21 protein-coding genes and 1 pseudogene are annotated in these 23,768 nt (G+C 73.1%); 13 read left to right on the forward strand and 9 right to left on the reverse strand.

Features of this window, described 5'->3' with window-relative positions; translation table 11 throughout:
- Nucleotides 1-125: 125 nt before the first annotated feature.
- Nucleotides 126-1,823 carry a GMC family oxidoreductase gene (locus EV376_RS01400; RefSeq protein WP_130320357.1) on the reverse strand — a complete coding sequence of 566 codons (1,698 nt, stop codon included), beginning with the start codon at nt 1,821-1,823 and terminating at the stop codon, nt 126-128.
- A 146-nt stretch (nt 1,824-1,969) separates the two neighbouring features.
- Between EV376_RS01400 and EV376_RS01405 the strand changes: the two genes are divergently transcribed.
- Nucleotides 1,970-3,091: an LCP family glycopolymer transferase gene (locus EV376_RS01405; protein WP_130320358.1), complete on the forward strand. Its 1,122-nt coding sequence runs from the start codon at nt 1,970-1,972 to the stop codon at nt 3,089-3,091.
- Nucleotides 3,092-3,110: 19 nt separating this feature from the next.
- On the opposite strand, the gene EV376_RS01410 is transcribed toward EV376_RS01405, so the two are convergent.
- The 4 genes from EV376_RS01410 to guaB form a co-directional block, all read right to left on the reverse strand.
- Nucleotides 3,111-4,529 carry a M1 family metallopeptidase gene (locus EV376_RS01410; RefSeq protein WP_165438147.1) on the reverse strand — a complete coding sequence of 473 codons (1,419 nt, stop codon included), beginning with the start codon at nt 4,527-4,529 and terminating at the stop codon, nt 3,111-3,113.
- A 140-nt stretch (nt 4,530-4,669) separates the two neighbouring features.
- Nucleotides 4,670-6,037: a M1 family metallopeptidase gene (locus tag EV376_RS01415; RefSeq protein ID WP_486482851.1), complete on the reverse strand. Its 1,368-nt coding sequence runs from the start codon at nt 6,035-6,037 to the stop codon at nt 4,670-4,672.
- A gap of 71 nt (nt 6,038-6,108) precedes the next feature.
- Nucleotides 6,109-7,227, reverse strand: a complete 1,119-nt coding sequence (locus EV376_RS01420; RefSeq protein WP_130320360.1) for a GuaB3 family IMP dehydrogenase-related protein — start codon at nt 7,225-7,227, stop codon at nt 6,109-6,111.
- Between the two features lie 29 nt (nt 7,228-7,256).
- The gene (gene guaB / locus EV376_RS01425; protein WP_130320361.1) at nt 7,257-8,819 is read right to left on the reverse strand and encodes an IMP dehydrogenase; all 1,563 of its coding nucleotides are present in this window, start codon (nt 8,817-8,819) and stop codon (nt 7,257-7,259) included.
- A gap of 186 nt (nt 8,820-9,005) precedes the next feature.
- On the opposite strand from guaB, the gene EV376_RS01430 reads away from it, so the two are divergent.
- Nucleotides 9,006-9,413: a DUF5319 domain-containing protein gene (locus EV376_RS01430; RefSeq protein ID WP_130320362.1), complete on the forward strand. Its 408-nt coding sequence runs from the start codon at nt 9,006-9,008 to the stop codon at nt 9,411-9,413.
- Nucleotides 9,414-9,485: 72 nt separating this feature from the next.
- Here the strand turns inward: EV376_RS01430 and EV376_RS01435 are convergent, their stop codons facing one another.
- A complete protein-coding gene (locus EV376_RS01435) occupies nt 9,486-10,313 on the reverse strand; it encodes a helix-turn-helix domain-containing protein (protein ID WP_130320363.1) in 828 nt (275 codons plus the stop codon).
- Between the two features lie 244 nt (nt 10,314-10,557).
- Between EV376_RS01435 and EV376_RS01440 the strand changes: the two genes are divergently transcribed.
- Nucleotides 10,558-10,941: a WhiB family transcriptional regulator gene (locus EV376_RS01440; RefSeq protein ID WP_130320364.1), complete on the forward strand. Its 384-nt coding sequence runs from the start codon at nt 10,558-10,560 to the stop codon at nt 10,939-10,941.
- A 254-nt stretch (nt 10,942-11,195) separates the two neighbouring features.
- Here the strand turns inward: EV376_RS01440 and EV376_RS01445 are convergent, their stop codons facing one another.
- The 3 genes from EV376_RS01445 to groES all read right to left on the reverse strand — a co-directional run bounded on the left by EV376_RS01445 (nt 11,196) and on the right by groES (nt 14,930).
- Nucleotides 11,196-12,770: a molybdopterin-dependent oxidoreductase gene (locus EV376_RS01445; RefSeq protein ID WP_130320365.1), complete on the reverse strand. Its 1,575-nt coding sequence runs from the start codon at nt 12,768-12,770 to the stop codon at nt 11,196-11,198.
- 125 nt (nt 12,771-12,895) lie between these two features.
- Complete coding sequence (gene groL / locus EV376_RS01450) at nt 12,896-14,545, reverse strand: chaperonin GroEL (RefSeq protein ID WP_130320366.1); 1,650 nt, start codon at nt 14,543-14,545, stop codon at nt 12,896-12,898.
- A 70-nt stretch (nt 14,546-14,615) separates the two neighbouring features.
- Nucleotides 14,616-14,930 carry a co-chaperone GroES gene (gene groES / locus EV376_RS01455; RefSeq protein ID WP_018222648.1) on the reverse strand — a complete coding sequence of 105 codons (315 nt, stop codon included), beginning with the start codon at nt 14,928-14,930 and terminating at the stop codon, nt 14,616-14,618.
- Between the two features lie 328 nt (nt 14,931-15,258).
- Between groES and EV376_RS30640 the strand changes: the two are divergent.
- The 10 genes and pseudogenes from EV376_RS30640 to EV376_RS01505 form a co-directional block, all read left to right on the forward strand.
- Nucleotides 15,259-15,399: pseudogene (locus EV376_RS30640) on the forward strand (helix-turn-helix domain-containing protein); the annotation flags it as partial.
- A 163-nt stretch (nt 15,400-15,562) separates the two neighbouring features.
- Nucleotides 15,563-16,057, forward strand: a complete 495-nt coding sequence (locus EV376_RS30645) for a DUF5753 domain-containing protein (RefSeq protein WP_486482487.1) — start codon at nt 15,563-15,565, stop codon at nt 16,055-16,057.
- Complete coding sequence (locus EV376_RS01465; protein WP_130320367.1) at nt 16,048-16,239, forward strand: DUF397 domain-containing protein; 192 nt, start codon at nt 16,048-16,050, stop codon at nt 16,237-16,239. Before EV376_RS30645 ends, EV376_RS01465 begins: the two co-directional genes overlap by 10 nt.
- Nucleotides 16,240-16,313: 74 nt before the next feature.
- The gene (locus EV376_RS01470; RefSeq protein ID WP_130320368.1) at nt 16,314-17,543 is read left to right on the forward strand and encodes a class I SAM-dependent methyltransferase; all 1,230 of its coding nucleotides are present in this window, start codon (nt 16,314-16,316) and stop codon (nt 17,541-17,543) included.
- A 132-nt stretch (nt 17,544-17,675) separates the two neighbouring features.
- On the forward strand, nt 17,676-18,155 hold the full coding sequence (gene ybaK / locus EV376_RS01475; protein ID WP_130320369.1) for a Cys-tRNA(Pro) deacylase: 480 nt from the start codon (nt 17,676-17,678) through the stop codon (nt 18,153-18,155).
- Nucleotides 18,156-18,415: 260 nt separating this feature from the next.
- A complete protein-coding gene (locus EV376_RS01485) occupies nt 18,416-19,513 on the forward strand; it encodes a substrate-binding domain-containing protein (RefSeq protein WP_130320371.1) in 1,098 nt (365 codons plus the stop codon).
- 108 nt (nt 19,514-19,621) lie between these two features.
- A complete protein-coding gene (locus EV376_RS01490; RefSeq protein ID WP_130320372.1) occupies nt 19,622-20,431 on the forward strand; it encodes an ATP-binding cassette domain-containing protein in 810 nt (269 codons plus the stop codon).
- Entirely contained in the window at nt 20,428-21,687 is a 1,260-nt protein-coding gene (locus EV376_RS01495) for an ABC transporter permease subunit (protein ID WP_130320373.1), read from the forward strand. The genes EV376_RS01490 and EV376_RS01495 overlap by 4 nt, the downstream gene beginning before the upstream one ends.
- 29 nt (nt 21,688-21,716) lie before the next feature.
- Entirely contained in the window at nt 21,717-22,898 is a 1,182-nt protein-coding gene (locus tag EV376_RS01500; RefSeq protein ID WP_130320374.1) for an ROK family protein, read from the forward strand.
- A gap of 119 nt (nt 22,899-23,017) precedes the next feature.
- Entirely contained in the window at nt 23,018-23,755 is a 738-nt protein-coding gene (locus EV376_RS01505) for a DUF4142 domain-containing protein (RefSeq protein ID WP_130320375.1), read from the forward strand.
- Nucleotides 23,756-23,768: the final 13 nt, after the last annotated feature.

A 23,768-nucleotide genomic window follows, 5' to 3' on the forward strand; every position in this document is an offset into this window, starting at 1 on the left:
CGCGACGCCAGAGCCGCCCCGCGACCCGCGGCCCGCCCCCGATCTCCGCGATCTTGCACTTGCGGCCCGCGTTCCGGCCGTCGGGCCCGACCGGCCGGGGCGGACGGTGCAAGATCGCGGGGCGGTCAGGGGCGGAGGGCGGCGGGGGCGGCGGCGGGGACCGCGGGATTGCGCGGGGGGACCGGGGACAGCCGGGTGTACGGGGAGCCCAGCGGCGGGCGGGGATCCTGGTCGCCCTTGTTGGGCCAGAAGGACATGGCCCGTTCGGCCTGCGCGGTGATCGTCAGGCTCGGGTTCACGCCGAGGTTCGCGGAGATCGCGGCACCGTCGACGACGTGCAGCCCCGGGTGGCCGTACACGCGGTGCCAGGGGTCGACCACCCCCTCGTCGGGGGTCGCGCCGATCACCGCGCCGCCCAGGATGTGCGCGGTCACCGGCATGTTGAACGGCTCCGTGACCGAGCCGCCGGGCACCCCGCCGATCTCCTCGGCCAGCAGCCGCACCGCCTGGTTGCCGGCCGGGATCCAGGTCGGGTTCGGCGCGCCGTGGCCGGGCCCGGAGACCAGCCGCCGCCCGAACAGCCCGCGTCGTACGCGGGTGCTCAGCGAGTTGTCCACCGACTGCATGACCAGGGCGATCACCGTACGCTCCGACCAGTTGCGGACCGACAGCATCCGCGCCGCCACCCCCGGCTGCCGGGCGATGGCGGCCAGCCAGCGGCGCACCCGCCGCGGCCCGCCGTCGACGAGCAGGGACTGGAGCAGTCCCATGGCGTTCGAGCCGCGCCCGTAACGGACCGGCTCGATGTGCGTCTGCGGGTCGGGGTGGAAGGAGCTGGTGATCGCCACCCCCTCGGTGAAGTCGAGCCGCTCCGCGCGGGCGCGCCGGCCGGCCACCGACGCGCCGAGGATGGCCTCCGAGTTGGTCCGGGTCAGCTCGCCGAGGCGGGACGAGAGCCGGGGCAGCGCCCCGGTGGCCTTCATCCCGTGCAGCAGCCGCTGGGTGCCCAGCGCGCCGGCCGCGAAGACCACCTGGTCGGCGTGGATCAGCTGGCGCCGCTTGCGCAGCCAGGCGCCGGTGCGGACGGTGTGCACGGCGTACCCGCCGCCGTCGACCGGGCGGACGGCGGTGACCGTGGTCAGCGGGTGCACCTCCGCGCCGAGCTTCTCGGCCAGCCACAGGTAGTTCTTGACCAGGGTGTTCTTCGCCCCGTGCCGGCAACCCGTCATGCAGGCGCCGCAGTGGGTGCAACCGGTGCGCTCCGGGCCGGCCCCGCCGAAGTACGGGTCCGCCGCCCGCTCCCCGGGCCGGCCGATGTACACCCCGACCGGGGTGGCGTGGAACGTGTGCCCGACCCCCATCCGGTCGGCCACCGCCCGCATCGCCCGGTCCGCGCCGGTGGTGATCGGGTACGTGGTGACGCCGAGCATCCGCTTCGCCTGGTCGTAGTGGCGGGCGAGTTCGTCGCGCCAGTCGGTGATGTCCCGCCACTGCGGGTCGGCGTAGAAGCCGTCCAGCGGCTCGTAGAGGGTGTTCGCGTAGACCAGCGAACCACCGCCCACCCCGGCGCCGGAGAGCACCATGACACCGCCGCCGGCCTTCCGGTCGGCCGCCCGCAGCAGGTCGATCCGCTGGAGGCCGTAGCAGCCCAGCGCGGGTGCCCAGAGGAACCGGCGCAGCCGCCACGACGTCTCCGGGAACTCGTCGTCGGCGAAGCGCCGGCCCGCCTCCAGGACACCGACCCGGTAGCCCTTCTCGGCGAGTCGTAGCGCGGTGACGCTGCCGCCGAAGCCGGACCCGATCACGAGCACGTCGTACCGCATGAAGGCATCATTACCGGCCGGTAGCCATCGCGCCAGAGCCAGTTTTCCGGCGATCATGGACACCCGTCGACGGGCCGCGGCGACCGGGCGCAACCCGAAGCCCCCGTCAGCGCGTCGAGTCAGGGGTACGGGGAAGGGGTGGCCGGATGGTGGTCGGCTCGGGCGGGCGACGCCCATGGCGGCTGGCGTTGATCGTGTTCACCGCCGCCGTCCTGCTGACCGCGGGTGCCGCGACGGTGGTCCGCACGCTCACCGAGGGCGGGCCGGCGCGGACGGTGACCGGGGCGGGCGGCACCGCCACGCCCACCCCCACGCCCAGCCCGTCGCCGAGCCCGAGCCCGCCACCGGGGGCGGACCTCACCGGGCCGCTGAACCTCCTGCTGGTCGGGGTGGACACCCGGGTCAGCGTGCCCGGCTGGATGCCGCACGCGGACGCGGTCCTCGTCCTGCACGTGCCGCGGGGGCTGGACCGGGCGTACCTCTTCGCGCTCCCCCGCGACCTGGTCGTCGACATCCCGGCGTTCCCGCCGGCCGGCTACCGCGGCGGGCGCACCAAGCTGACGCACGCGATGAGCCACGGCAGCCGCGTGCCGGACGCGCCGAAGCGGCCCGACACCGCCCAGGGGTACGAGCTGCTGCGCGGCACGGTCAGCGGCTACACCGGCCTGCGGATCGACGCCGGCGCGGTGATCACCTTCGGCGGGTTCGACCGGCTGGTGGACACCCTCGGCGGCGTCGACCTGCGGATCGACCAGCGGGTCGTGTCGCAGCACCGCCGGCCGGACGGGCGGCACCGCGACCCGCGGCCGGGCGGCGGCGGGTACGTCGGCCCGCAGATGGTGTACGAGCCGGGCGTCCGGCATCTCACCGGGTGGCAGGCGCTGGACTACGCCCGCCAGCGCTACCTGAGCGGCGGGGCCTACGCCCGCCAGCGCCACCAGCAGCAGCTCCTCAAGGCGCTCGCCACGAAGATCCTCGACGAGGGGCTGGCCCGCGACCCGGACCGCGTCGAGCAGGTGGTGGCGGCCCTCGGGGACACCCTGATCCACGTCGGCGGGCCGCGCATCGTGGACGTCGCGTACGCCCTCGGCGGGCTGGACCCGCAGCGGCTCGTGCTGGTCGGCCTCCCCGGCGCCTCGGTCGGCCGGGGCAGCGGCTACCGGGGCGAGCAGCTCACCAAGGTCGGCCGCACCTTCCTCACCGAGCTGCGGGCCGGGCGGGTCGAGGCGTACCTCGCCGCCCACCCCGAGCTGCGGCTGAAGGACTGACCCGGAGCGGGCGGGCGGCTCAGAGCGGCTCGGGAACCGCCGGCTTCTCGGTGCCGTACAGCCACGCGTCGAACAGCTTGTCGAGCTGCCGGCCGGAGACCCGCTCGGCCAGCTCCACGAACTCCGTCGTGGTGCCCGTGCCGTTCCGCTGCTCCTGCGCCCAGGTCTTCAGGATCTGGAAGAACGCCTTGTCGCCGACCGACACCCGGAGCGCGTGCACGGTCATCGCGCCGCGGTCGTAGACCGACGCGCTGAACAGGTTCGCCACGCCGGGGCGGCCCGGCGGCGTCCGCCACACCGACGCCGGCGCGCTCGCCATCGCCCGGGAGAACGCCGCCGCCGCGGTGCGGTCGCCGCGGTGGTCGGCCCACAGCCACTCGGCGTACGAGGACAGCCCCTCGTTGAGCCAGATGTCCTCCCACTTCTCCAGCGCGACGCTGTTGCCGAACCACTGGTGCGCCAGCTCGTGCGCGACCACGCCGGTGTTCTCGCCCTGCCGGAAGAAGCCCGCCGAGTAGACCGGCCGGCTCTGCGTCTCCAACGCGTACCGGATCCGGCTGTCCGAGACCACCACACCGCCGTACGCCTCCACCGGGTACGGGCCGAACACGCTCTCCAGGTAGTCCGCCACCTCGACGGTACGGGCGATCGACGCGTCCGCCGCGCCCTCGGACACCTTCGTGGTCACCGCGTGGAACACCGGACGGCCCTTGTGCTCGCCCCGGGTCAACCGGAACTTCCCGATCGCAACGGTGCTCAGGTAGCTGGCCATCGGCGTGTTCTCGGCCCACTTCCAGGTGGTCCAGCCGCCGGCGCTGGTCTTCCCGCCCGGCACCCCGTTGCTGACCGCGGTCAGGCCGTCCGGCACGGTGATCTCGAACTGGTAGGTGGCCTTGTCCGACGGATGGTCGTTGACCGGGAACCAGGTGCTCGCCGACTCGGGCTGCCCCAGCGCGATCGCACCGTCGCTGGTGTGCAGCCACCCGCCCTCACCGAGCACCTCGTTCTTCAGCGGCTTCGGCACGCCCGCGTAGGTGATCTCGGCGACGAACCCGTTGCCGGACACCAGGCCGGCGGCCGGGGTCACGACCAGCTCGTCCTTCTCCCGCCGGTGCTTGGCGGCGACGCCGTCGACGGTCACCGCGCTGACCGTCAGCCCGGCCAGGTCCAGGTTGAACGACGACAGGTCGGTCGTGGCCGTGGCCCGCACCGTCGTGACGCCGCTGAGCCGGTCCTTCGCCGGGTCGTAGCGGACCTTCACGGTGTACGCCGTCACGTCGTACCCGCCGTTGCCGTAGCTGGGGAAGTACTCGTCGCCGACCCCCGCCGCCCCGGGCTTGAAGCTCCGCGCCGGGGTCGCCGCGGGAGCCGGCGCGCCGGTCGCCGCCGCCTCCGGAGTGGACGAATCACAGGCGACCAACCCCAGCGAGCCCACCATCAGCAGGCCGAGGGCCATTCCCGTACCTGGACGCACGCCTACCATCCCTTGTCCTCTCCCCCGTGCTGGACCGGCGGGCCCGACACCCGGCGCCGGGACCGGCCGCAGCGGGAGCCTACCGATCGGTCGTCACGGTCCCGTCACGGCTGCGCGGGGGCGCTGGTGCCGGTCAGCCAGGCGTCGAAGAGGGCGCGCAACCGCTTCCCGGAGACCCGCTCGGCGAGCGCCACGAGGTCGTCCGTGGTGGCGTTCCCGCCGCGCCGCTCGGCCGTCCAGGTACGCAGGATGGTGAAGAAGGCGTCGTCGCCGACCGTACGCCGCAGCGCGTGCACGGCCAGCGCGCCTCGCGTGTAGACGGCGTCACCGAACATCCGGTCGCGCCCCGGGTCCAGGCTGGGCCGCGACCAGTCCGTCGACGCGTACTGGAGCTCGAAGTTCCGCTGCACGGGCCGGCCGCCGTCGTGCTCCTCCCACAGCCACTCGGCGTACGTGGCGAAGCCCTCGTTGAGCCAGATGTCCCGCCAGCGGTGCACCGCCACGGTGTTGCCGAACCACTGGTGCGCCAGCTCGTGCACGACCACCGCGAGGTTGGGCTGCCCGCCCCGGAAGAAGCCGGGCCCGTACACCGGGCGGGACTGCGTCTCCAGCGCGTACCCCACCCGCTGGTCGGTGACCACGACCCCGCCGTAGGACTCGAAGGGGTACGGCCCGAAGCGGCTCGCCAGGAAGTCGGCGATCTCGCCGGTACGGGCCAGCGAAACCACCTCCGGCCCGCTGGGCGCCAGCCGCTCCGGCACCGCGGTGACGACGGGCTTCCCCGCGTGGCTGCCGGTCTGCACGCGGTAGCGGCCGATCACGAGCATGCTCAGGTAGCTGGCCATCGGCGCCCGCTCGGCCCAGCGCCACGTGGTCCGGCCATCCGCGCTGGTCCGCTCGCCCGGCACGCCGTTGCTGAGCGCGGCGAGCCCCTCCGGAACGGTGACCTCGATGTCGTACGTGGCCTTGTCGCTGGGGTGGTCGTTGACCGGGAACCAGGTGGCGGCCGAGTACGGCTGGCCGAGCGCGATCGCCCCGTCCTCGGTGTGCAGGAAACCGCCGCTGCCCAGTTGGCCGTCCGGGCGGGCGGACGGGACGCCCGCGTACGCCACGGTGACGGTGAACCGGCTGCCCCGGGCGAGCCCGTGTGCCGGGGTCACCACCAGTTCGTCCCCGTCGCGGCGGTGCCGGGCGCGGTCGCCGTCGACGGTCACCGCGCTCACGTCCAGGCCGGTCAGGTCCAGGTTGAAGCGGGACAGCCGCTGGGTGGCGGTGGCGGTGACCACCGCCCGTCCGGAGAGCCGGTCGGCGGCCGGGTCGTAGTCCACGGCGAGCCGGTAGTTGTCCACGTCGTACCCACCGTTGCCCGCCCCCGGCACGTACGGGTCACCGGCGTCCGCCGCGCCGGGACGGAACCCCCCGGCGTCCCCACCGGTGCACCCGCCGGCGACCGCCAGCGCAACAAGCACCACCGCGCAGGCCCACCAGCGCCCCCACGCACCCCACCGCACCCGCCGAGCCTAGTCCGCCCAGCCCCGCGAGGTCAGCGATCCAGGACCAGGCCGACCTTCTGGAACTCCTTGAGGTCGCGGTAGCCGCACTTGGCCATCGCGCGGCGCAGGCCGCCGAACAGGTTGAGCTGGCCGTCCGGCTCGTCCGCCGGGCCGAACAGCAGCTGCTCCATCGAGCCGAGCGGCTCGCCGGCCACCTCGAAGGCGCCCCGCGGCAGCGACGGGTGGCTGGCCGCCGAGTGCCACCAGGCGCCCCCGGCGGGCGCCTCGGTGCAGAGCGAGAGCGGCTCGCCCAGCATCACCGCGTCCGCGCCGCAGCCGAGCGCCTTGGCGATGTCGCCGGAGGTCTTGATGTCGCCGTCGGCGATCAGGTGCACGTACCGGCCGCCGGTCTCGTCCAGGTAGTCCCGCCGGGCGGCCGCCGCGTCGGCGATCGCGGTGGCCATCGGCACCCGGATGCCGAGCACGGACTCGGTGGTCGACCAGTCGTCCCCGCCGATGCCGACGATCACCCCGGCCGCGCCGGTGCGCATCAGGTGCAGGGCCGTCTTGTAGTCGGTGCAGCCGCCGACGATGACCGGCAGGTCGAGGTCGGCGATGAACTCCTTGAGGTTCAGCGGCTCGTCGGTGGTGGAGACGTGCTCGGCGGAGACGATCGTGCCCTGGATAACCAGGATGTCGACGCCGGCGTCGAGGATGACCGGGGCGAGTGCCAGGGTGTGCTGCGGGGAGACCCGCACCGCGACCGTGCCGCCGCCGGCCCGCAGCTCGCGGACCCGCTCGGCGATCAGGTCGGGGCGGATCGGCTCCGCGTACACCTCCTGGAGCCGCTTGGTGTGGCGCGCGTCCTCGTCGAGGCCGGCCAGCTCCTCCAGCACCTTGGTCGGGTTCTCGTAGCGGGTCCACAGACCCTCCACGTTGAGCACGCCGAGGCCGCCGAGCTGGCCGAGCCGCACCGCCGAGGACGGGCTCATGGTGGCGTCGGAGGGGTGCCCGACGCAGGGGATGCCGAACTGGTACGCGTCGAGCTGCCAGGCGGTGGAGACGTCGTCGACGTCCCGGGTGCGGCGGCTCGGCACGATCGCGATGTCGTCCAGGTGGTAACCGCGCTGCGCGGTCTTGCCCAGCCCGATCTCGACCACGTCACGCATGGGGACTCCAGGTGGTTGGGGGTGGTGGGTCAGCGGGTGTGGTAGTTGGGCGCCTCGACGGTCATCTGGATGTCGTGCGGGTGGCTCTCCTTGAGCCCGGCCGCGGTGATCCGGATGAGCTGGCCACGCTGGTGGAGCTCAAGGATGCTCTCCGCGCCGGCGTACCCCATGGCCAACCGCAGCCCACCGACGAGCTGGTGGGCGACGCGGGCGAGCGGGCCCCGGTACGGCACCTGGCCCTCGACGCCCTCCGGGACCAGCTTCTCGTCGCTGGTCACGTCCTGCTGGAAGTAGCGGTCCTTGGAGTATGACTTGGCCTGGCCCCGGGACTGCATGGCGCCCAGCGAGCCCATCCCCCGGTACGCCTTGAACTGCTTGCCGTTCACGAAGATCAGCTCGCCCGGGCTCTCCTCGCAGCCGGCCAGCAGGCTGCCCAGCATGACGGTGTCGGCGCCGGCGACGAGCGCCTTGGCGATGTCGCCGGAGTACTGGATGCCGCCGTCGCCGATCACCGGGACGCCGGCCGGCCGCGCCGCCCGCGCGGCCTCCATGATCGCGGTGATCTGCGGTACGCCGACCCCGGCCACGATGCGCGTCGTGCAGATCGCACCCGGGCCCACGCCGACCTTGACGCCGTCCGCGCCGGCGTCGACCAGCGCCTTCGCCCCGGCGTACGTGGCGATGTTGCCACCGACGATGTCGATGGTCGTGTCCTTCTTGAGCCGGGCGACCATCTCCAGCACGGCCCGCTGGTGGCCGTGCGCGGTGTCCACGATCAGCACGTCGACGCCGGCGTCCACCAGGGTGCGGGCCCGCTTGTACGAGTCCTCCCCGACGCCGATCGCGGCGGCCACGCGGAGCCGGCCGGCCGGGTCCTTGGTGGCGTCCGGGTACTGCTCGCTCTTGGTGAAGTCCTTGACGGTGATCAGCCCGCGCAGCTTGCCGGAGCCGTCGACGATCGGCAGCTTCTCGACCTTGTGCTGGCGCAGCAGGCTCAGCGCCTCCTCCTTGCTGACCCCGACCGGCGCGGTGACCAGCGGGGTCCGCGTCATGATCTCGCGCACCGGGGTGGCCGGGTCGGAGACGAAGCGCATGTCGCGGTTGGTGACGATGCCGACCAGCTGGCCGCCGCCGTCCACCACCGGCACGCCGGAGATGCGGTACCGCCCGCAGAGCGCGTCGACGTCCCGCAGGGTGTCGTCCGGGCTCGCGGTGACCGGGTTGGTGATCATCCCGGACTCGGAGCGCTTCACCAGGTCGACCTGGAGCGCCTGGTCCTCGGCGGAGAGGTTGCGGTGCAGTACGCCGATGCCGCCCTGGCGGGCCATGGCGATCGCCATCCGGGCCTCGGTCACCGTGTCCATGGCGCTGGACAGCAGCGGGATGCTCAACTCGATCGAGCGGGTCAGCCTGGTGCGGGTGTTCACCCGGCTCGGCACCACGTCCGACTCGCCCGGCTGGAGCAGCACGTCGTCGAAGGTGAGCCCGAGCGGCACCATCCGCGCCGAGCCCGCGGGCAGCTCCGGCAGGTGACCGCCCAGCTCGCCGTGGTCGGCGCCGGTTGGCTGAGCGGTGCTGGGCGAAATTTCCACGATTGCTCCCCTGAGCTGCTCGGACGGGCTTCAGCGAGGTGGCGCGGCGGGCACCGGCGCGCGCCGGGTGCCGGCGCGGTCGTCCCATCGTACCCAGTGACCTGCCCCGCCCCCGCTGTTGGCGGGGCAGGTCACGCACCGCCCGGGGGGCGGGCATCGGCGGTGTGTTGGGTCTACGGTGAGGGGGTGCACGACGAGCCCATCGACCCCTTCAACGGCGACCCGGCCGATCCGGCAGCGGGCCTGCACGATTCCGGCGACGGGTCGCTCGATCCGCTGACCGACGTCGAGCGGCAGGACGTGCTGGAGGACCTCGCCGACCTGGAGATCTACCAGGCGCTGCTGGCGCCGATCGGGGTGCGCGGGCTGGTGATCGAGTGTGAGGACTGCCGGGAGCCGCACTACTTCGACTGGGACCTGCTCCGGGGCAACCTGCGCCACCTGCTCAGCTCGGGTCGTCCCCGGGTGCACGAGCCGGCGTACGACCCCGACCCGGACCACTACGTCACCTGGGACTACGCGCGGGGTTACGCCGACGGCGTGCACGACACGCTGAGCGAGGGCTCGGACGAGGAGCCGAGCGCCGAACGCTGATCCGTGCCACCGGCGGGCGCCTCGGCCCGCGGGGCCGCCGATGCGGCGTGGCCGCTGTGCCGCGTCCCCGGGTCAGGCGACCAGCCCGGCACGGAAGCCGGCGGCGACGGCGTGGGCGCGGTCCCGGGCGCCGAGCTTGCGGAACAGCCGTCGGGCGTGGGTCTTGACGGTGTCTTCGGAGACGAACAGCTCCCGCCCGATCTCGGCGTTGCTCTTGCCCTCGGCCATGCCCAGCAGCACCTGCAGCTCACGCTCGGTCAGCCCGACGGCCGGCCGGCCGTCCCGCCCGGTCGCGGCCCCGCGCTGGCCGTTGGCCACCGCCTCCGGCTCACCGGCCGGCTCGGCCGGGTCGTCGCCGCGCTGCACCGGCACCATCGCCGGGTGCCCGGCACCGTCGGCGCCCTCCGCGTCCCCGGCCGGCCAGGCCGGTGCCGGGTCGGCGGGAGCCCGGCCGCCCGGCGTGGAGCGGACCGGTCCGCCCACGGAGGCGGCGTCCCGGGCCGGATCGGTGACCCGGTGCCGGTTGGCCCGGCCGGGGGCGGAGAGCAGCAGCAGGGCCTTCGCCACCGCGCTGGTGAGGTCGTGGTCGGTGCCCTGGATCAGGCCACGGGCACCGGCGCTGATCGTCGCCGCCGCGGCCTCGGACTCCTCGGCACCGAGCAGCACCACCGCGGCCTGCGGAGCCCGGGCGAGCACCCGGCGGACGAACCCGGCGCTGTCCGGCCGGGTGAGCGCCGTGTCGGCGAGCACCACGTCGGCGGGACGCTCCGCGAGCCGCAACATCACCTCGGGATCGGAGACGGCGGTGCGCACCGCCCCGGACAGTCCCAGCCGCGCTGCCGCGGAGGTCAGGTGCTGCGCCGCCAAGGGCGTCCGAACGCACACGAGAACCGTACGCACTGTGGTCTCCTCTCCGCCAACGAGCAGACCACGACGGGGTCCCGTCGGGAGGAGGTTCCGCCCAATCCTTCGAACTTTTCCGACAGTTGGGGCATATGCCGCGAGTTGTCTGAGGTTTTCGATCACAGACGTGTGAGTCGCGCCGACCCCGGGTACCGGGGACGGCGAGCCGGACACGGCGCGCCAGCGCGGACGCCGGTAACACAGGAAAACTCCGCGGTGCCGCGCGGAAGGAGGGGTGCTGATGTCGAACGTACGTAGACTTCCCGGACCCATCGTCGACCTCTGGGACTGGCAGCGCCTCGGTGCCTGCCGAGGCCGGGACAGCGCCCAGTTCTTCCACCCGGACGGCGAGCGGGGTTCGTCCCGGCTGCGCCGGGAGACGGGCGCCAAGGCGGTCTGCCGGACCTGCCCGGTCCGGGCCGAGTGCGCGGCGCACGCGCTCTCCGTCCGCGAGCCCTACGGCGTGTGGGGCGGCTTCAGCGAGTCGGAGCGGCTGCGCCTGCTGGCCATGGGCTGGGAGGATCTGGCCGACCGCCGGAAGACCCGGGTGGACATCGCCCGGCTGGAGGCCCGCCTGGGTCGCCCGCACAAGTCCGCCGTCCCCGAGCAGCGCAAGATCGCCTGACCTCGGCCCCACGACCACGTCGGGACGGCCGCGCCCCGCACCGGGGCGCGGCGTCCCGCGTCGGGGGTTGCCGGACCCCGCCCTCCGGCCGCCACCCGGGCCGCTCGCCGCCCCCAGGACCTCAGTTACCGCCTTTGCTCTGCTTCAACGGACGCACAGGAAACGCGCCGAAATCGTTGCGTGGATTGAAGCAGTGCAAAGGCGGTGACGCGGTGCCGCAGGGTGGCGGGGTCGCGAGGCGAGGCAGCCTCCGGTCAGCGGACGGTCACCCGGACGGTGTGCCAGCCCGTCGCACCGTCCGGGGCGACCGCCGTCCGCCGGGCCGTCTGGGTCTCGCCGGTCGCGTCGGTGGCCCGGACCTGGAGCGTGTGCTCCCCCGGCGTCGCGTCCCAGCGCCACGACCACTGCACCCAGGTGTCCACCGAGACGGCCGGGGCGAGGACCGCCTCCCGCCAGGGTCCCTCGTCGACGCGGACCTCCACGCGGCGGAGGCCGCGGTGCTGCGCCCAGGCCACCCCGGCGACCACCACCGAACCGGGGCTCAGCCGGTTGCGCGGGCGCGGCGTGTCGATCCGCGACTGGGTCTTCACCGGGCCCTGCGCCGACCACCCGCGCGGCACCCAGTAGGCGTCGAAGTCCGCGAAACTCGTCAGCTCCAGCTCGGTCACCCACTTGCAGGCCGACACGTAGCCGTACAGCCCCGGCACCACCATCCGGGCCGGGAAGCCGTGCTCGACCGGCAGCGGCTCGCCGTTCATGCCGACCGCCAGCAGCGCGTCCCGCCCGTCGCGCAGCACCGCCGTGGGGGTGCCGCAGGTCCACCCGTCGACCGACCGCCCGACGACCTGGTCCGCGCCGTCCTCCGGATCCGCCTCGTCCAGCAGTTCCTTGAGCGGCACGCCGAGCCAGCGCGCGTTGCCGATCAGGTCACCGCCGACCTCGTTCGACACGCAGGCCAGGGTCACGTACCGCTCGACCAGCCGCCGGGCCAGCAGGTCGTCGAAGCTGAGCGTGACCGGGTTACGGACCCGACCGTGGATCCGCAGCCGCCAGGTGGCGGGGTCCACCTGCGGCACCACCAGGGCGGTGTCGATCCGGTAGAAGCCGGCGTTCGGGGTGACGTAGGGAGCGAGGCGGGGCAGATTCAGGTCGGCGCCGGCCGGGACGGCGGGTGCCGGCGACACCGGGGGCGGCAGGGTGACCGCGTCGCGGGCCGCGGAGACGCCGCGCCGGCCGGCCAGCCACCGGCCGCCGAGTCCGGCCACGCCGGCCGCCCCGAGCAGCAGACCGCTGGTGGCCAGGAACCGTCGCCTCGACTCCGGGCCCGGCGCGGTCTCCTCCGCGCCGCCCTCCGGCTCCGGGCCGGGCGTGGGCGACCGCCAGGGCCAGGGGTCCAACTCCCACGGGCCGGCGACGAACGCCCACAGCACCAGCGCGCCGAGCCCACCGCCGACCAGCGCCGGCAGGGTGTCGCCGGCGTCCGCGCCGGCCCGGGTCAGGGCCGCCGCGATCCCCAGGGCCGTGAACACCGCGACGCCGGCCAGGCCGTACGCCAGCCGGCGCCGGGACAGCACGCCGAGCAGCGCGGCGAACGCGGCCAGCACCAGCGCCGTGCCCACCAGCAGGGCGATCTTGTCGTACGTGCCGAAGAGCGCGATGCCGACCTGCTTCAGCGGCTCGGGCACGGTGTCGACCACCAACCCGCCGACGGCGACCAGGGGCGCGGACCGCGGGCCGGTCAGCACCGCCACCAGCTCGGCCGAGCCGATCGCCACGGCGGCGGCGGTCACCCCGGCCAGGGCTGCGTGGCGGCGCGTCGTGGTGGTCACGGGGACCAGTCTTTCCGATCGGGGCGGGAGCCGGTAGGCACGTCAGCGTTCCGTAAGCACCGGGGAACGCGTCGGGGCGCACCGCCGCGTACGGCGGTGCGCCCCGGACGGGCCTGTGGCGCGGGTCAGAAGCCCGGGCCGTGCTGGTGGCTGTGGCCGTGGCCGTGCGAGTGGCCGTGGCCGCCCGCGGCCGGCTCCGGCTCCGCCGGCTTCTCCACCACGAGGCTCTCCGTGGTGAGCAGCAGGCCGGCGATCGACGCGGCGTTGGCGACCGCGTTGCGGGTCACCTTCACCGGGTCGAGGATGCCGGACTTCGCCAGGTCCACATACTCGCCGGTGGCCGCGTCGAGGCCGTGGCCCCACTGGCTGCCGACGACCTTCTGGACCACGACGTAGCCGTCGTGGCCGGCGTTCTGCGCGATCCAGCGCAGCGGCTCGACCAGCGCCTTGCGCACGATCGAGACGCCCACCTTCTCGTCACCGGTGAAGCCCAGGTCGTCGTCGAGCGCCGGAAGGATCTGGGCCAGGGCGGCGCCGCCGCCGGGGACCGTACCCTCCTCGACCGCGGCCTTGGTCGCGGCGATGGCGTCCTCGATGCGGTGCTTGCGCTCCTTCATCTCGACCTCGGTCGCCGCGCCCACCTTGATGACGGCGATGCCGCCGGAGAGCTTGGCCAGCCGCTCGGAGAGCTTCTCCCGGTCCCACTCGGAGTCCGAGGCCTCGATCTCCTTGCGGATCTGGGCGACCCGGTCGGCGACGTCGGAGGCCTGGCCGCCGCCGTCGACGATCGTGGTGTTCTCCTTGTCGACCACGACGCGCCGGGCGGTGCCGAGCACCTCGAGGCCGACCTGGTCGAGCTTGTAGCCCAGCTCGGGCGCGATCAGCTCGGCACCGGTGAGGATCGCCATGTCCTGCAGCATCGCCTTGCGGCGATCACCGAAGCCCGGGGCCTTCACCGCGCAGACCTTGATGGTCTTGCGCAGCGAGTTGACCACCAGGGTGGACAGGGCCTGGCCCTCGACGTCCTCGGCGATGATGAGCAGCGGCTTGCTGTTCTGCAGGACCTTCTCCAGCAGCGGCAGCAGCTCCTCGATCGCCGAGACCTTCTGCGTGGTGATCAGGATGTACGGGTCCTCCAGGACCGCCTCCTGCGCCTCCACGTCGGTGACGAAGTTCGGCGAGATGAAGCCCTTGTCGAACTGGAGACCCTCGGTCACCTCCAGCTCGGTGGCGAGGGTGGAGCCCTCCTCGACGGTGATGACGCCGTCGCGGCCGACCTTCTCCATCGCCTCGGCGATCAGCTCGCCGATCGTCGCGTCCTGCGCGGAGACGGTCGCCACGTGGGCGACCGCCGCCTTGTCGGACACCTCGACGGCCTTGCCGAGCAGCGACTCGGAGACCTTGGCGGCCGCCGCGTCGATGCCCCGCTTGAGGCCGGTCGGGTTGGCGCCGGCCGCGACGTTGCGCAGGCCCTCGCGGACCATCGCCTGGGCCAGCACGGTCGCGGTGGTGGTCCCGTCGCCGGCGACGTCGTTGGTCTTGGTCGCCACCTCCTTGACCAGCTGCGCGCCGAGGTTCTCGTACGGGTTGGTGAGCTCGATCTCCTTGGCGATCGTGACGCCGTCGTTGGTGATCGTGGGCGCACCAAACTTCTTGTCCAGGACGACGTTGCGCCCGCGGGGGCCGAGGGTGACCTTGACCGCGTCCGCGAGGGCGTTGACACCGTGCTCGAGCAGGTGCCGCGCGTCGTCCGAGAAGCTCAGGATCTTCGCCATGAATGTCCCTTCAGAGCAACGTCGCCCCGGCCCGGCGAGCCGGACCGGGGCAACGACACTGCTCGGTTGCTTACTTCTCGATGACCGCGAGGACGTCGCGGGCGGAGAGCACCAGGTACTCCTCGCCGGCGTACTTGACCTCGGTGCCGCCGTACTTCGAGTAGAGGACGGTGTCGCCGACCTTGACGTCGATCGGCACGCGGTTGCCCTTGTCGTCGATCCGGCCCGGGCCGACAGCGAGGACGGTGCCCTCCTGCGGCTTCTCCTTGGCGGTGTCGGGGATCACGATGCCCGACGCCGTGGTGGTCTCAGCCTCGTTCGCCTGGACCACGATCCGGTCCTCGAGCGGCTTGATCGCAACCTTGGTCGCGGTAGTCACGGGCATACCCTCCTGGGGTACTGGTTTCGTTACCGGTCGGACATGCCGACCAGTGTCAATCTGCCACATGCCACCGGGCGGGGCCGTCGTCGCGGGTGCCGGTCCGCCTGGCGTCAACCCCCGGACGCAGCGCCCGGAGATTGGCACCCTCAGGGTGAGAGTGCTAATCGCAGGTTATTCCTCGGCTAGCACTCCGTCAAGGAGAGTGCCAGCGAGACACCCGGCGCGTCGCCACTGTCCCGCCACTCTTCACCGCAACACGCCGGCATTCGCTTCCATCGTGCGTGATCAGGCGCCTACGTTCCGGCATCGACCGGAACACGGGGGGCGACGCATGACCGGGGTACCGACACTGGGCTTCCTGCGCGACCAGTTGCGCCGGGCCCGCCAGGCGCGCGGGTTCAGCCAGGAGGAGCTGGGCAAGCTGATCAACTACTCCTCGTCCGCGATCAGCGCGGTCGAGGTCGGCCAGAAGCCGCTCAGCCCGGACTACCTGGCCCGGGTCGACACGGTGCTGGAGACCGGCGGTCTTCGTCGGCCTGCTGGAGCTGATCCGGCTGCACGCCGCACCGGACTGGTTCCGCCCGTGGGAGGAGGTCGAGCGGGACGCCGTCTCGCTGCGCTGGTACGACCCGGCGGTGATCCCCGGCCTGCTCCAGACCGAGGCGTACGCGCGGGCGATACTCCGGGCCGGTCCGTCGCTGACCGACGACGAGATCGAGGAGCGGGTCCTGAGCCGGCTGGCCCGGCAGAGCGTACTCACCCGCGACGCGCCGCCGCTGCTCGTCGCGGTGCTCGACGAGGCGGCGCTGCGCCGGCAGGTCGGTGATCGGGTGACCATGCGCGAGCAGCTCGCCCACCTGCTGACCGTTGGCGCCCAGCCGCACGTCCAGGTGCGGATCGTCCCGGCCGAAACCCCGTGGCACGTCGGGCTCAACGGGCCTTTCATCCTGGCCCGGCTCACCGAGGGCACCGAGCTGGCGCACCTCGACAACCAGCTCCGGGGCCACACCGTGGACGGCCCGAACGACCTTGCCAGCCTGGGACGGCGTTGGGAGACTGTGGCCGGTGAGGCGCTGCCGCGCCGGCAGTCCGCCCGCCTGATCGAGGAAGTGGCGACGTCATGGACCTGACCCGCGCCGCCTGGCGCACGTCCACCCGCAGCAACAGCAACGGCGGCGCCTGCGTCGAGGTCGCCGACAACCTGCCCGGCGTGGTCGCCGTGCGGGACAGCAAGGACCGGGCCGGCCCGGTGCTCGCCTTCACCCCGGAGAGCTGGCGGGCCTTCGTCGCCGCCTGCCCGACACCTCGCTGACATCACACTCGTCGGGGGCCATGCTGCGCCGGCCCCGGGCCGTCCCGTCCGGGACCGGCCGGAAGAATGGCCGGGTGGACCTGGAACAGCTGACGGAGCTGCGTACCCCCGAGGGGTTGGCCGCGCTCGCGGCGGCGGCCGAGGTGGCCGGCGGCGACCCGCTGGCCGCGGCGGCGGCGCTCCGCTCGGCCGGGGTGCCGGCCCGGCTGGCCGCGGCGGCCCTCACCCAGGCCGAGCTGCGCCGGCGGGCGGTGGGCAAGTTCGGCGCCGCGGCCGCCGGCATGTTCTTCACGAGGGCCGGCCTCGAGCAGGCCACCCGGAGGGTGGTCGCCGGACGCCGCGCCGAGCGGCTCCGCGCCGCCGGGGTGACCACCCTGGCCGACCTCGGCTGCGGGCTCGGCGCGGACGGGATCGCCGCCGCCCGCGCCGGCATCCGGGTGTACGGCGTGGAGGCCGACCCGGTGACCGCCGCGCTGGCCGCCGCGAACGCCGGGGCGACCGGGCTGGCCGACCGGTTCACCGTGGCGACCGGGGACGCGACCGGCTTCGACGTGTCCCGGCTCGACGCGGTCTTCTGCGACCCCGCCCGCCGGAAGTCGGGCCGGCGGGTCTTCGACCCGAACGCCTACTCGCCACCGTGGGGCTTCGTGGTCGGGCTCGCCGAGCGGGTGCCGCGCACGGTGGTGAAGGTGGCGCCCGGCCTGGACCACGCGCTGATCCCGGCAGGCGCGGAGGCGGAGTGGGTCAGCGTCGACGGCGACCTGGTGGAGGCCACGCTCTGGTGCGGGGCGCTGGCCCGGGTCCCCCGCCGCGCGACCGTGTTGGAGGAAGGGCCCCTCGTTGACGCCGCCGGTACAGCAGGGCACCCCTCGCACACCCCGACCGCGCACGAGCTGACCGGTTCCGGGGCGGTCGAGGCCCCGGTCGGGCCGGTACGGCGGTACGTGTACGACCCGGACCCGGCCGTGGTCCGCGCCCACCTCGTCGCCGAACTGGCCGGCGAACTCGACGCCAACCTGGCCGACCCGACCATCGCCTACCTGTACGCCGACACCCCGGCGCCGACACCGTTCGCCCGCTGCCTGGAGATCACCGATGTGCTGCCGTTCTCCCTGAAACGGCTGCGCGCCCTGCTGCGCGAGCGCCGGGTCGGCCGGGTGGAGATCCTGAAGCGCGGCTCGGCCCTCGACCCGGAGAAGCTGCGCCGTGACCTGAAACTCGCCGGCGACCAGCCCGCCAGCCTGATCCTGACCCGCGTGACCAACACCCCGACGGTCCTCCTAGCCCGACCCACGTCCCACTAGTTGATCATGAAGTTATTGCCACGACACGCCCCGGTGCCCACGTCGATAACTTCATGATCGACGCGGAGACAGGCGGAGACAGGCGGAGACACGCGGAGGCGGGCGGGAGGCGGTGGCGCTAGGTTGGCGGGCGTGGCGGGACAGGGGACGCCGGCGACCGCGTTGCTGGCGAAGCGGAGGGTTGCCCACCGTACGCATCCGTACGACGTCTCCGCGGCCGCCCCGAACTACGGGGCGCTGGTCGCGGCGGCCCTCGACGTGCCGGCGGAACGGGTGTTCAAGTCGCTGGTGACCGAGGTGGACGGCGTGCTGACCGTCGCCGTGGTCCCGGTGACCGGCGAACTGGACCTCAAGGCCCTGGCCGCCGCGGCGGGCGGCAAGCGGGCCGCACTGGCCGACCGGACGGTGGCCGAGCGCGCCACCGGGTACGTCCGGGGCGGCATCAGCCCGCTCGGCCAGCGGAAGCGCCTGCCGACGGTGCTCGACGAGAGCGCGCTGCGCCACGACACCGTGTACGTCTCGGCCGGCCGGCGGGGGCTGCAACTGGAACTGGCCCCGCAGGATCTGGTCATCCTCACCGACGCCTCGACCGCACGGATCGCCTCCTCCTGACCACCCGTGCGCGCGCCGCGGCCCAATCGTGCCGAGGGTCCGCCCGGCCGGGCGACCAGCGCTTATCCGGTTCGCCTGGAGTGCCCGTCGAGAGAGCGCTCGCCGCCACGTGACGCCTGAACTTCAGCGGCGTTGCCGAATTGTTACTGCCCACAACAAACTCGCGACCTCGACGGTCTTGTGCCGGCCGTGGAGCGCGGAATACGTTGCCGGGCACAACAAAACAACCACCATCCCCCACCTTCGAAAGGACCCTGCACATGCGCAAGGGCTTCCTCGCCGCTGCCGCCGCGGGCCTGTTGGCCACCGGCAGCATGGCGGCCTGCGGTGACAACTCCGGCGGCGACCAGGCCGGTGGTAGTGACAAGAAGCCGAAGATCGGCGTGATCCTGCCGGACAGCAAGTCCTCCGCCCGCTGGGAGGGCGCGGACCGCAAGTTCCTGGAGGAGGCTTTCAAGGCCGCCGACGTCGACTACGACATCCAGAACGCCCAGGGCGACAAGTCCCAGTTCTCGACGATCGCCGACCAGATGATCACCAACGGCGCGACCGCCCTGATGATCGTCAACCTGGACTCGGGCACCGGCAAGGCCGTCCTCGACAAGGCCAAGTCGCAGGGCGTCGCCACCATCGACTACGACCGCCTCACCCTCGGCGGCTCCGCCGAGTACTACGTCAGCTTCGACAACGAGGCCGTCGGCAAGCTCCAGGGCGAGGGCCTGGCCAAGTGCCTGACCGACAAGGGCGTCCAGAAGCCGGTCGTGGCATACCTGAACGGCTCCCCCACCGACAACAACGCCACCCTGTTCAAGAACGGGTACGACTCGATCCTCAAGCCGAAGTTCGACGCGGGTGAGTTCGCCAAGGGCCCGGACCAGGCGGTTCCGGACTGGGACAACGCCCAGGCGGGCGTGATCTTCGAGCAGATGCTGACCCAGACCGGCGGCAAGATCGACGGCGTGCTGGCAGCGAACGACGGCCTCGGCAACGCGGCGATCTCGGTGCTGAAGAAGAACAAGCTCAACGGCAAGGTTCCGGTGACCGGCCAGGACGCGACCCCGCAGGGCCTGCAGAACATCCTCGCCGGTGACCAGTGCATGACCGTCTACAAGGCGATCAAGGAGGAGGCCAAGGCGGCCGCCGACCTGGCCATCGCGCTGGCGAAGGGCGAGAAGAAGGAGACCGGGCAGACCGTCAAGGACCCGGAGAGCGGGCGCGACGTCGCCTCCGTCCTGCTCACCCCGAAGCTGATCTACAAGGAGAACGTCAAGGACGTCATCGCCGACGGCTTCGTGACCAAGGACGAGGTCTGCACCAGCGACTTCGCCAAGCTCTGCGCGGACGCCGGCATCAGCTGAACCCCGCCGAGGTGACGCCGCCCGGCACGGGCCACCCCCGTGCCGGGCGGCGTGCCGCCACCATCGACGGGCTGGTGAGACCTCCCGTTCCTGCCTAAGGAGAACCCCGTGTCCGCGACCCCTCTGCTGGAGCTACGCGGGATCGACAAGAGCTTCGGTCCCGTCCAGGTCCTGCGCGACGTCGCCTTCTCCGCTGACCCCGGCGAGGTGACCGCGCTGGTCGGCGACAACGGCGCCGGCAAGTCCACCCTGGTCAAGTGCATCAGCGGCATTTACCCGACCGACGCCGGGGAGTTCCTCTTCGACGGCCGGCCGGTGACCATCCACAGCCCGCGCGACGCCGCCGCGCTCGGCATCGAGGTCGTGTATCAGGACCTCGCGCTCTGCGACAACCTGGACATCGTCCAGAACATGTTCCTCGGCCGGGAGAAGCGCAGCGGCATCGTGCTCGACGAGCCGACCATGGAGCAGATGGCCGCCGAGACGCTCGCCGGGCTCTCCGTCCGCACCGTGAAGTCCCTGCGCCAGCACGTCTCCAGCCTCTCCGGCGGCCAGCGCCAGACCGTCGCCATCGCCAAGGCCGTGCTCTGGAACAGCAAGGTGGTCATCCTCGACGAGCCCACCGCCGCGCTCGGCGTGGCGCAGACCGCCCAGGTGCTCGAACTGGTCCGCCGGCTGGCCGACAACGGCCTGGCCGTGGTGCTCATCTCGCACAACATGAACGACGTCTTCGCCGTGTCGGACCGGATCGCGGCGCTCTACCTCGGCCAGATGGTCGCCCAGGTGAAGACCACCGACATCACCCACGCCCAGGTGGTCGAGCTGATCACCGCCGGCCGGTCCGGCGCGCTCGGCCTCGGCAACGGGCAGCACGACAACGGCGGAGCGCCCGCCACCACCCCGGGAGCCGTCCGATGACCACCACCGCAGTACGCGAGGAGGGACCGGCGGCCGTCACCCCGCCGCCCACCGTCGCCAGCCACGTCCGCAACTACCTGGCCCGGGTCCGCGGTGGCGACCTCGGCTCGCTGCCGGCCGTCATCGGCCTGGTGGTGCTCTGCGTCGTCTTCGCGATCGTGCGGCCGGTCTTCCTGTCGGCCGGCAACTTCGCCAACCTGTTCACCCAGGGCGCCGCGGTCACCGCGATCGCCATGGGCCTGATCTTCGTCCTGCTGCTCGGCGAGATCGACCTCTCCGCCGGCTTCGCCAGCGGCGTCTGCGCGGCCATCCTCGCCAACGTGGTGAGCGTGCTGGGCTACCCCTGGTACGTCGCGGTCCTCGCCGCGCTCGCCACCGGCCTGGTCATCGGCCTGACCCTCGGGTTCCTGGTGGCGAAGGTCGGCATTCCCTCCTTCGTGGTCACCCTCGCCGGCTTCCTGGCCTTCCAGGGCGTGGTCCTGCTGCTGATGAAGGAGGGCACCAACATCTCGATCGGCGACGAGGTCATCATCGCGATCGAGAACCGGTGGGTGCCGCCGCTGATCGGCTGGGTGCTCTTCGCGGTCGCGGTCTCCGGATACGCCGCCGCTCAGCTGCTGGGCTACCGCAACCGCACCGCCCGGGGCCTGGTCACCGAGCCGATCATCGTGGTCTTCGGCCGGATCGCCGCGCTGGCCGTCATCGTTGGCTTCGCCGTCCACGTGCTCAACCAGGAGCGCAGCATCAACCCGCTGATCAGCTCCAACAAGGGCATGCCCATCGTGGTGCCGATCCTCGCCGTCCTCCTGGTCGGCTGGACGTTCGTGCTCAACCGCACCGCGTACGGGAGGCACCTGTACGCGGTCGGCGGCAACCGGGAGGCGGCCCGCCGGGCCGGCATCAACGTCGACCGGATCCGGATCTCCGCGTTCGTCATCTGCTCCACCATGGCGGCGGTCGGCGGCATCATCGCGGCCAGCCGGGACCGGTCGGTCGACCCCAACACCGGTGGCAGCAACGTGCTCCTCTACGCGGTCGGCGCGGCGGTGATCGGCGGCACGAGCCTTTTCGGCGGCAAGGGCCGGATGATCAACGCCGTGCTCGGCGGCGCCGTGGTGGCCGTCATCATCAACGGCATGGGCCTGCTCAACCTCAGCTCCGGGCTGAAGTACGTCTTCACCGGTGCGGTACTGCTGCTCGCGGCCGGTGTGGACGCGCTGTCCCGGCGCCGGGCCGCCACCACCGGGTCACGCTGACGCGGCGGCACGGGGAGTAGCACACCGTCATGCGCGTAGGACCCAGCCAGGACGAGATCCGCCGGCAGAACCTCGGGGCACTGCTGCGGTACGTCCACGTTCGCGGCGCCACGTCGCGCGCGGAGCTGACCAACGTGCTCGGGTTGAACCGCAGCACCATCGGCGCACTCACCACCGACCTCGCCGCGGCCGGACTGGTGAGCGAGGGGGCGCCGAAGGAAACCGGCCGGGCCGGGCGACCCTCGCTGGTCGTCCGGCCCGAGTCGGCCCGCATCTACGCGTACGCGTACAGCATCGAGGTGGACCGGCTGCGGGCCGCACGGGTCGGTCTCGGCGGCGAGGTGCTCGACCGCCGGGAGCTGGAGCGGCCCCGGGGCCTCACCGCGGCGGAGGCGGCGCCGCTGCTGGCCGGCGTCGCCAAGCGGATGCACGAGGCGGTTCCGGTCGACGCGACGTGCGTCGGCGCGGGCGTCGCCGTCTGCGGGATGGTGCGCCGCGACGACGGGCTGGTGCGGCTCGGCCCGACGATGGGCTGGGTGGACGAGCCGATCGGCGCCGCGCTCCGCGCCGAACTGGGCACCGACGCGCGGATCACCGTCGGCAACGTCGCCGACGTGGCCGCCTTCGCCGAGCACGCGCGCGGCGCGGCCGCCGGCTGCGACAACGTGATCTACCTGTACGGGGACGTCGGCGTCGGCGCCGGCATCATCGCCGGCGGCCGGCGGCTCACCGGGCACGGCGGCTACAGCGGCGAGGTCGGGCACATGGTGGTGGTCCCGGACGGTGCCCGCTGCGAGTGCGGGTCGCGGGGCTGCTGGGAGACCGAGATCGGCGAGCACGGCCTGCTGCGCGCCGCCGGCCGCTCCGACGCCCGCGGCCGCGAGGCGCTGCTGGCCGTCTTCGACGCCGCGGACCGCGGCGACGCCCGGGCGCAGACGGCGGTACGGAAGGCCGGCGAGTGGCTCGGCTTCGGCGTGGCCAACCTGGTCAACATCTTCAACCCGGAGATGGTCATCTTCGGCGGCACCATGCGCGACCTCTACCTGGCGGCGGCCGCCCAGGTGCGCAGCCGGCTCAATTCCATCGCGCTGCCGGCCTGCGTCGAGCACGTCCGGCTGCGGACGCCGAAGCTCGGCGACGACGCCCCGCTGATCGGCGCCGCCGAGCTGGCCTTCGAACGTCTCCTGGCCGACCCGCTCGACGTCGGCTGATTCGCCTCCCGGTGAACTGATCCGGCGCTCAATCCGTACCTGTGGACGAACGGGCGGCCGGCGGGGTGCGGCCGCCCGGCACAGACGTACCGGCTCCGACTCCAGGAGGCACCGCAGACATGGCACCGCGCAGATCCGCCCGTCGCCGGCAGGGCAACCCGACCCGTCGCCTGGCGGTCCTGCTCATCGCGATCGCAGCCGGGCTCGGGGTACTGCCCGGCGCCGCCCTCGCCGCCCCGGCCGGCCAGCAGCTCAACGCCGCCGACGCCGCGCTGCTCAACGGCGTACGGCTGGCCGGTCTCTGGGAGATGCCCGCCGGCCAGATGGCCGCCGAGAAGGGACAGTCACCGAAGGTACGGGAGATCGGCGCGGAGATCGCCAAGCAGCACGAGGAGCTGGACCGGCTGACGGTCGAGGCGGCGAACAAGCTCGGCGCGACCATCCCCACCGATCCGACCGCGGAGCAGAAGGGGTGGCTGACGGAGATGAAGAACGCGCGCGGTGCGCGGTTCGACCAGATCTTCGTCACCCGGCTGCGGGTCGCCCACGGCGCCATCTTCCCGGTGATCGGCGCGGTCCGCGCCAGCACCCGCGACCCGATCATCCGGGAACTCGCCGAGGCGGCCAACACGTTCGTCAACGACCACATGGCCATGCTGGAGAGCACCGGGCTGGTCCGCTGGGCGGAGCTGCCGCCGGCCGCGCTGCCCGCGCCGGGCGACGACGGCCTGCTCGCCGCCGCCTCGGCCAACACCGCGCCGGGCTTCGGGGTCAGCAGCGCGCTGGTCTGGCTGGTGTTCCTCGGCGCGCTCGCCACCGGCGGCATCGCCACCTGGCGGATGGTCCGCCGCACCTGACCGGACCGACCGC

The organism is Micromonospora sp. CNZ295 (assembly GCF_004217535.1).

Excerpts from the sequence above, each read along its gene's own strand:
- EV376_RS01420 (WP_130320360.1), bottom strand. The coding sequence starts at position 7,227 with ATGCGTGACGTGGTCGAGATCGGGCTGGGCAAGACCGCGCAGCGCGGT.
- EV376_RS01500 (WP_130320374.1), top strand. The coding sequence starts at position 21,717 with ATGCGCGTAGGACCCAGCCAGGACGAGATCCGCCGGCAGAACCTCGGG.
- EV376_RS01485 (WP_130320371.1), top strand. The coding sequence starts at position 18,416 with ATGCGCAAGGGCTTCCTCGCCGCTGCCGCCGCGGGCCTGTTGGCCACC.
- EV376_RS01405 (WP_130320358.1), top strand. The coding sequence starts at position 1,970 with ATGGTGGTCGGCTCGGGCGGGCGACGCCCATGGCGGCTGGCGTTGATC.
- EV376_RS01410 (WP_165438147.1), bottom strand. The coding sequence starts at position 4,529 with ATGGTGGGCTCGCTGGGGTTGGTCGCCTGTGATTCGTCCACTCCGGAG.
- EV376_RS01400 (WP_130320357.1), bottom strand. The coding sequence starts at position 1,823 with ATGCGGTACGACGTGCTCGTGATCGGGTCCGGCTTCGGCGGCAGCGTC.
- EV376_RS01495 (WP_130320373.1), top strand. The coding sequence starts at position 20,428 with ATGACCACCACCGCAGTACGCGAGGAGGGACCGGCGGCCGTCACCCCG.
- EV376_RS01465 (WP_130320367.1), top strand. The coding sequence starts at position 16,048 with ATGGACCTGACCCGCGCCGCCTGGCGCACGTCCACCCGCAGCAACAGC.
- EV376_RS01505 (WP_130320375.1), top strand. The coding sequence starts at position 23,018 with ATGGCACCGCGCAGATCCGCCCGTCGCCGGCAGGGCAACCCGACCCGT.
- groL (WP_130320366.1), bottom strand. The coding sequence starts at position 14,545 with ATGGCGAAGATCCTGAGCTTCTCGGACGACGCGCGGCACCTGCTCGAG.
- EV376_RS01440 (WP_130320364.1), top strand. The coding sequence starts at position 10,558 with ATGTCGAACGTACGTAGACTTCCCGGACCCATCGTCGACCTCTGGGAC.
- groES (WP_018222648.1), bottom strand. The coding sequence starts at position 14,930 with ATGCCCGTGACTACCGCGACCAAGGTTGCGATCAAGCCGCTCGAGGAC.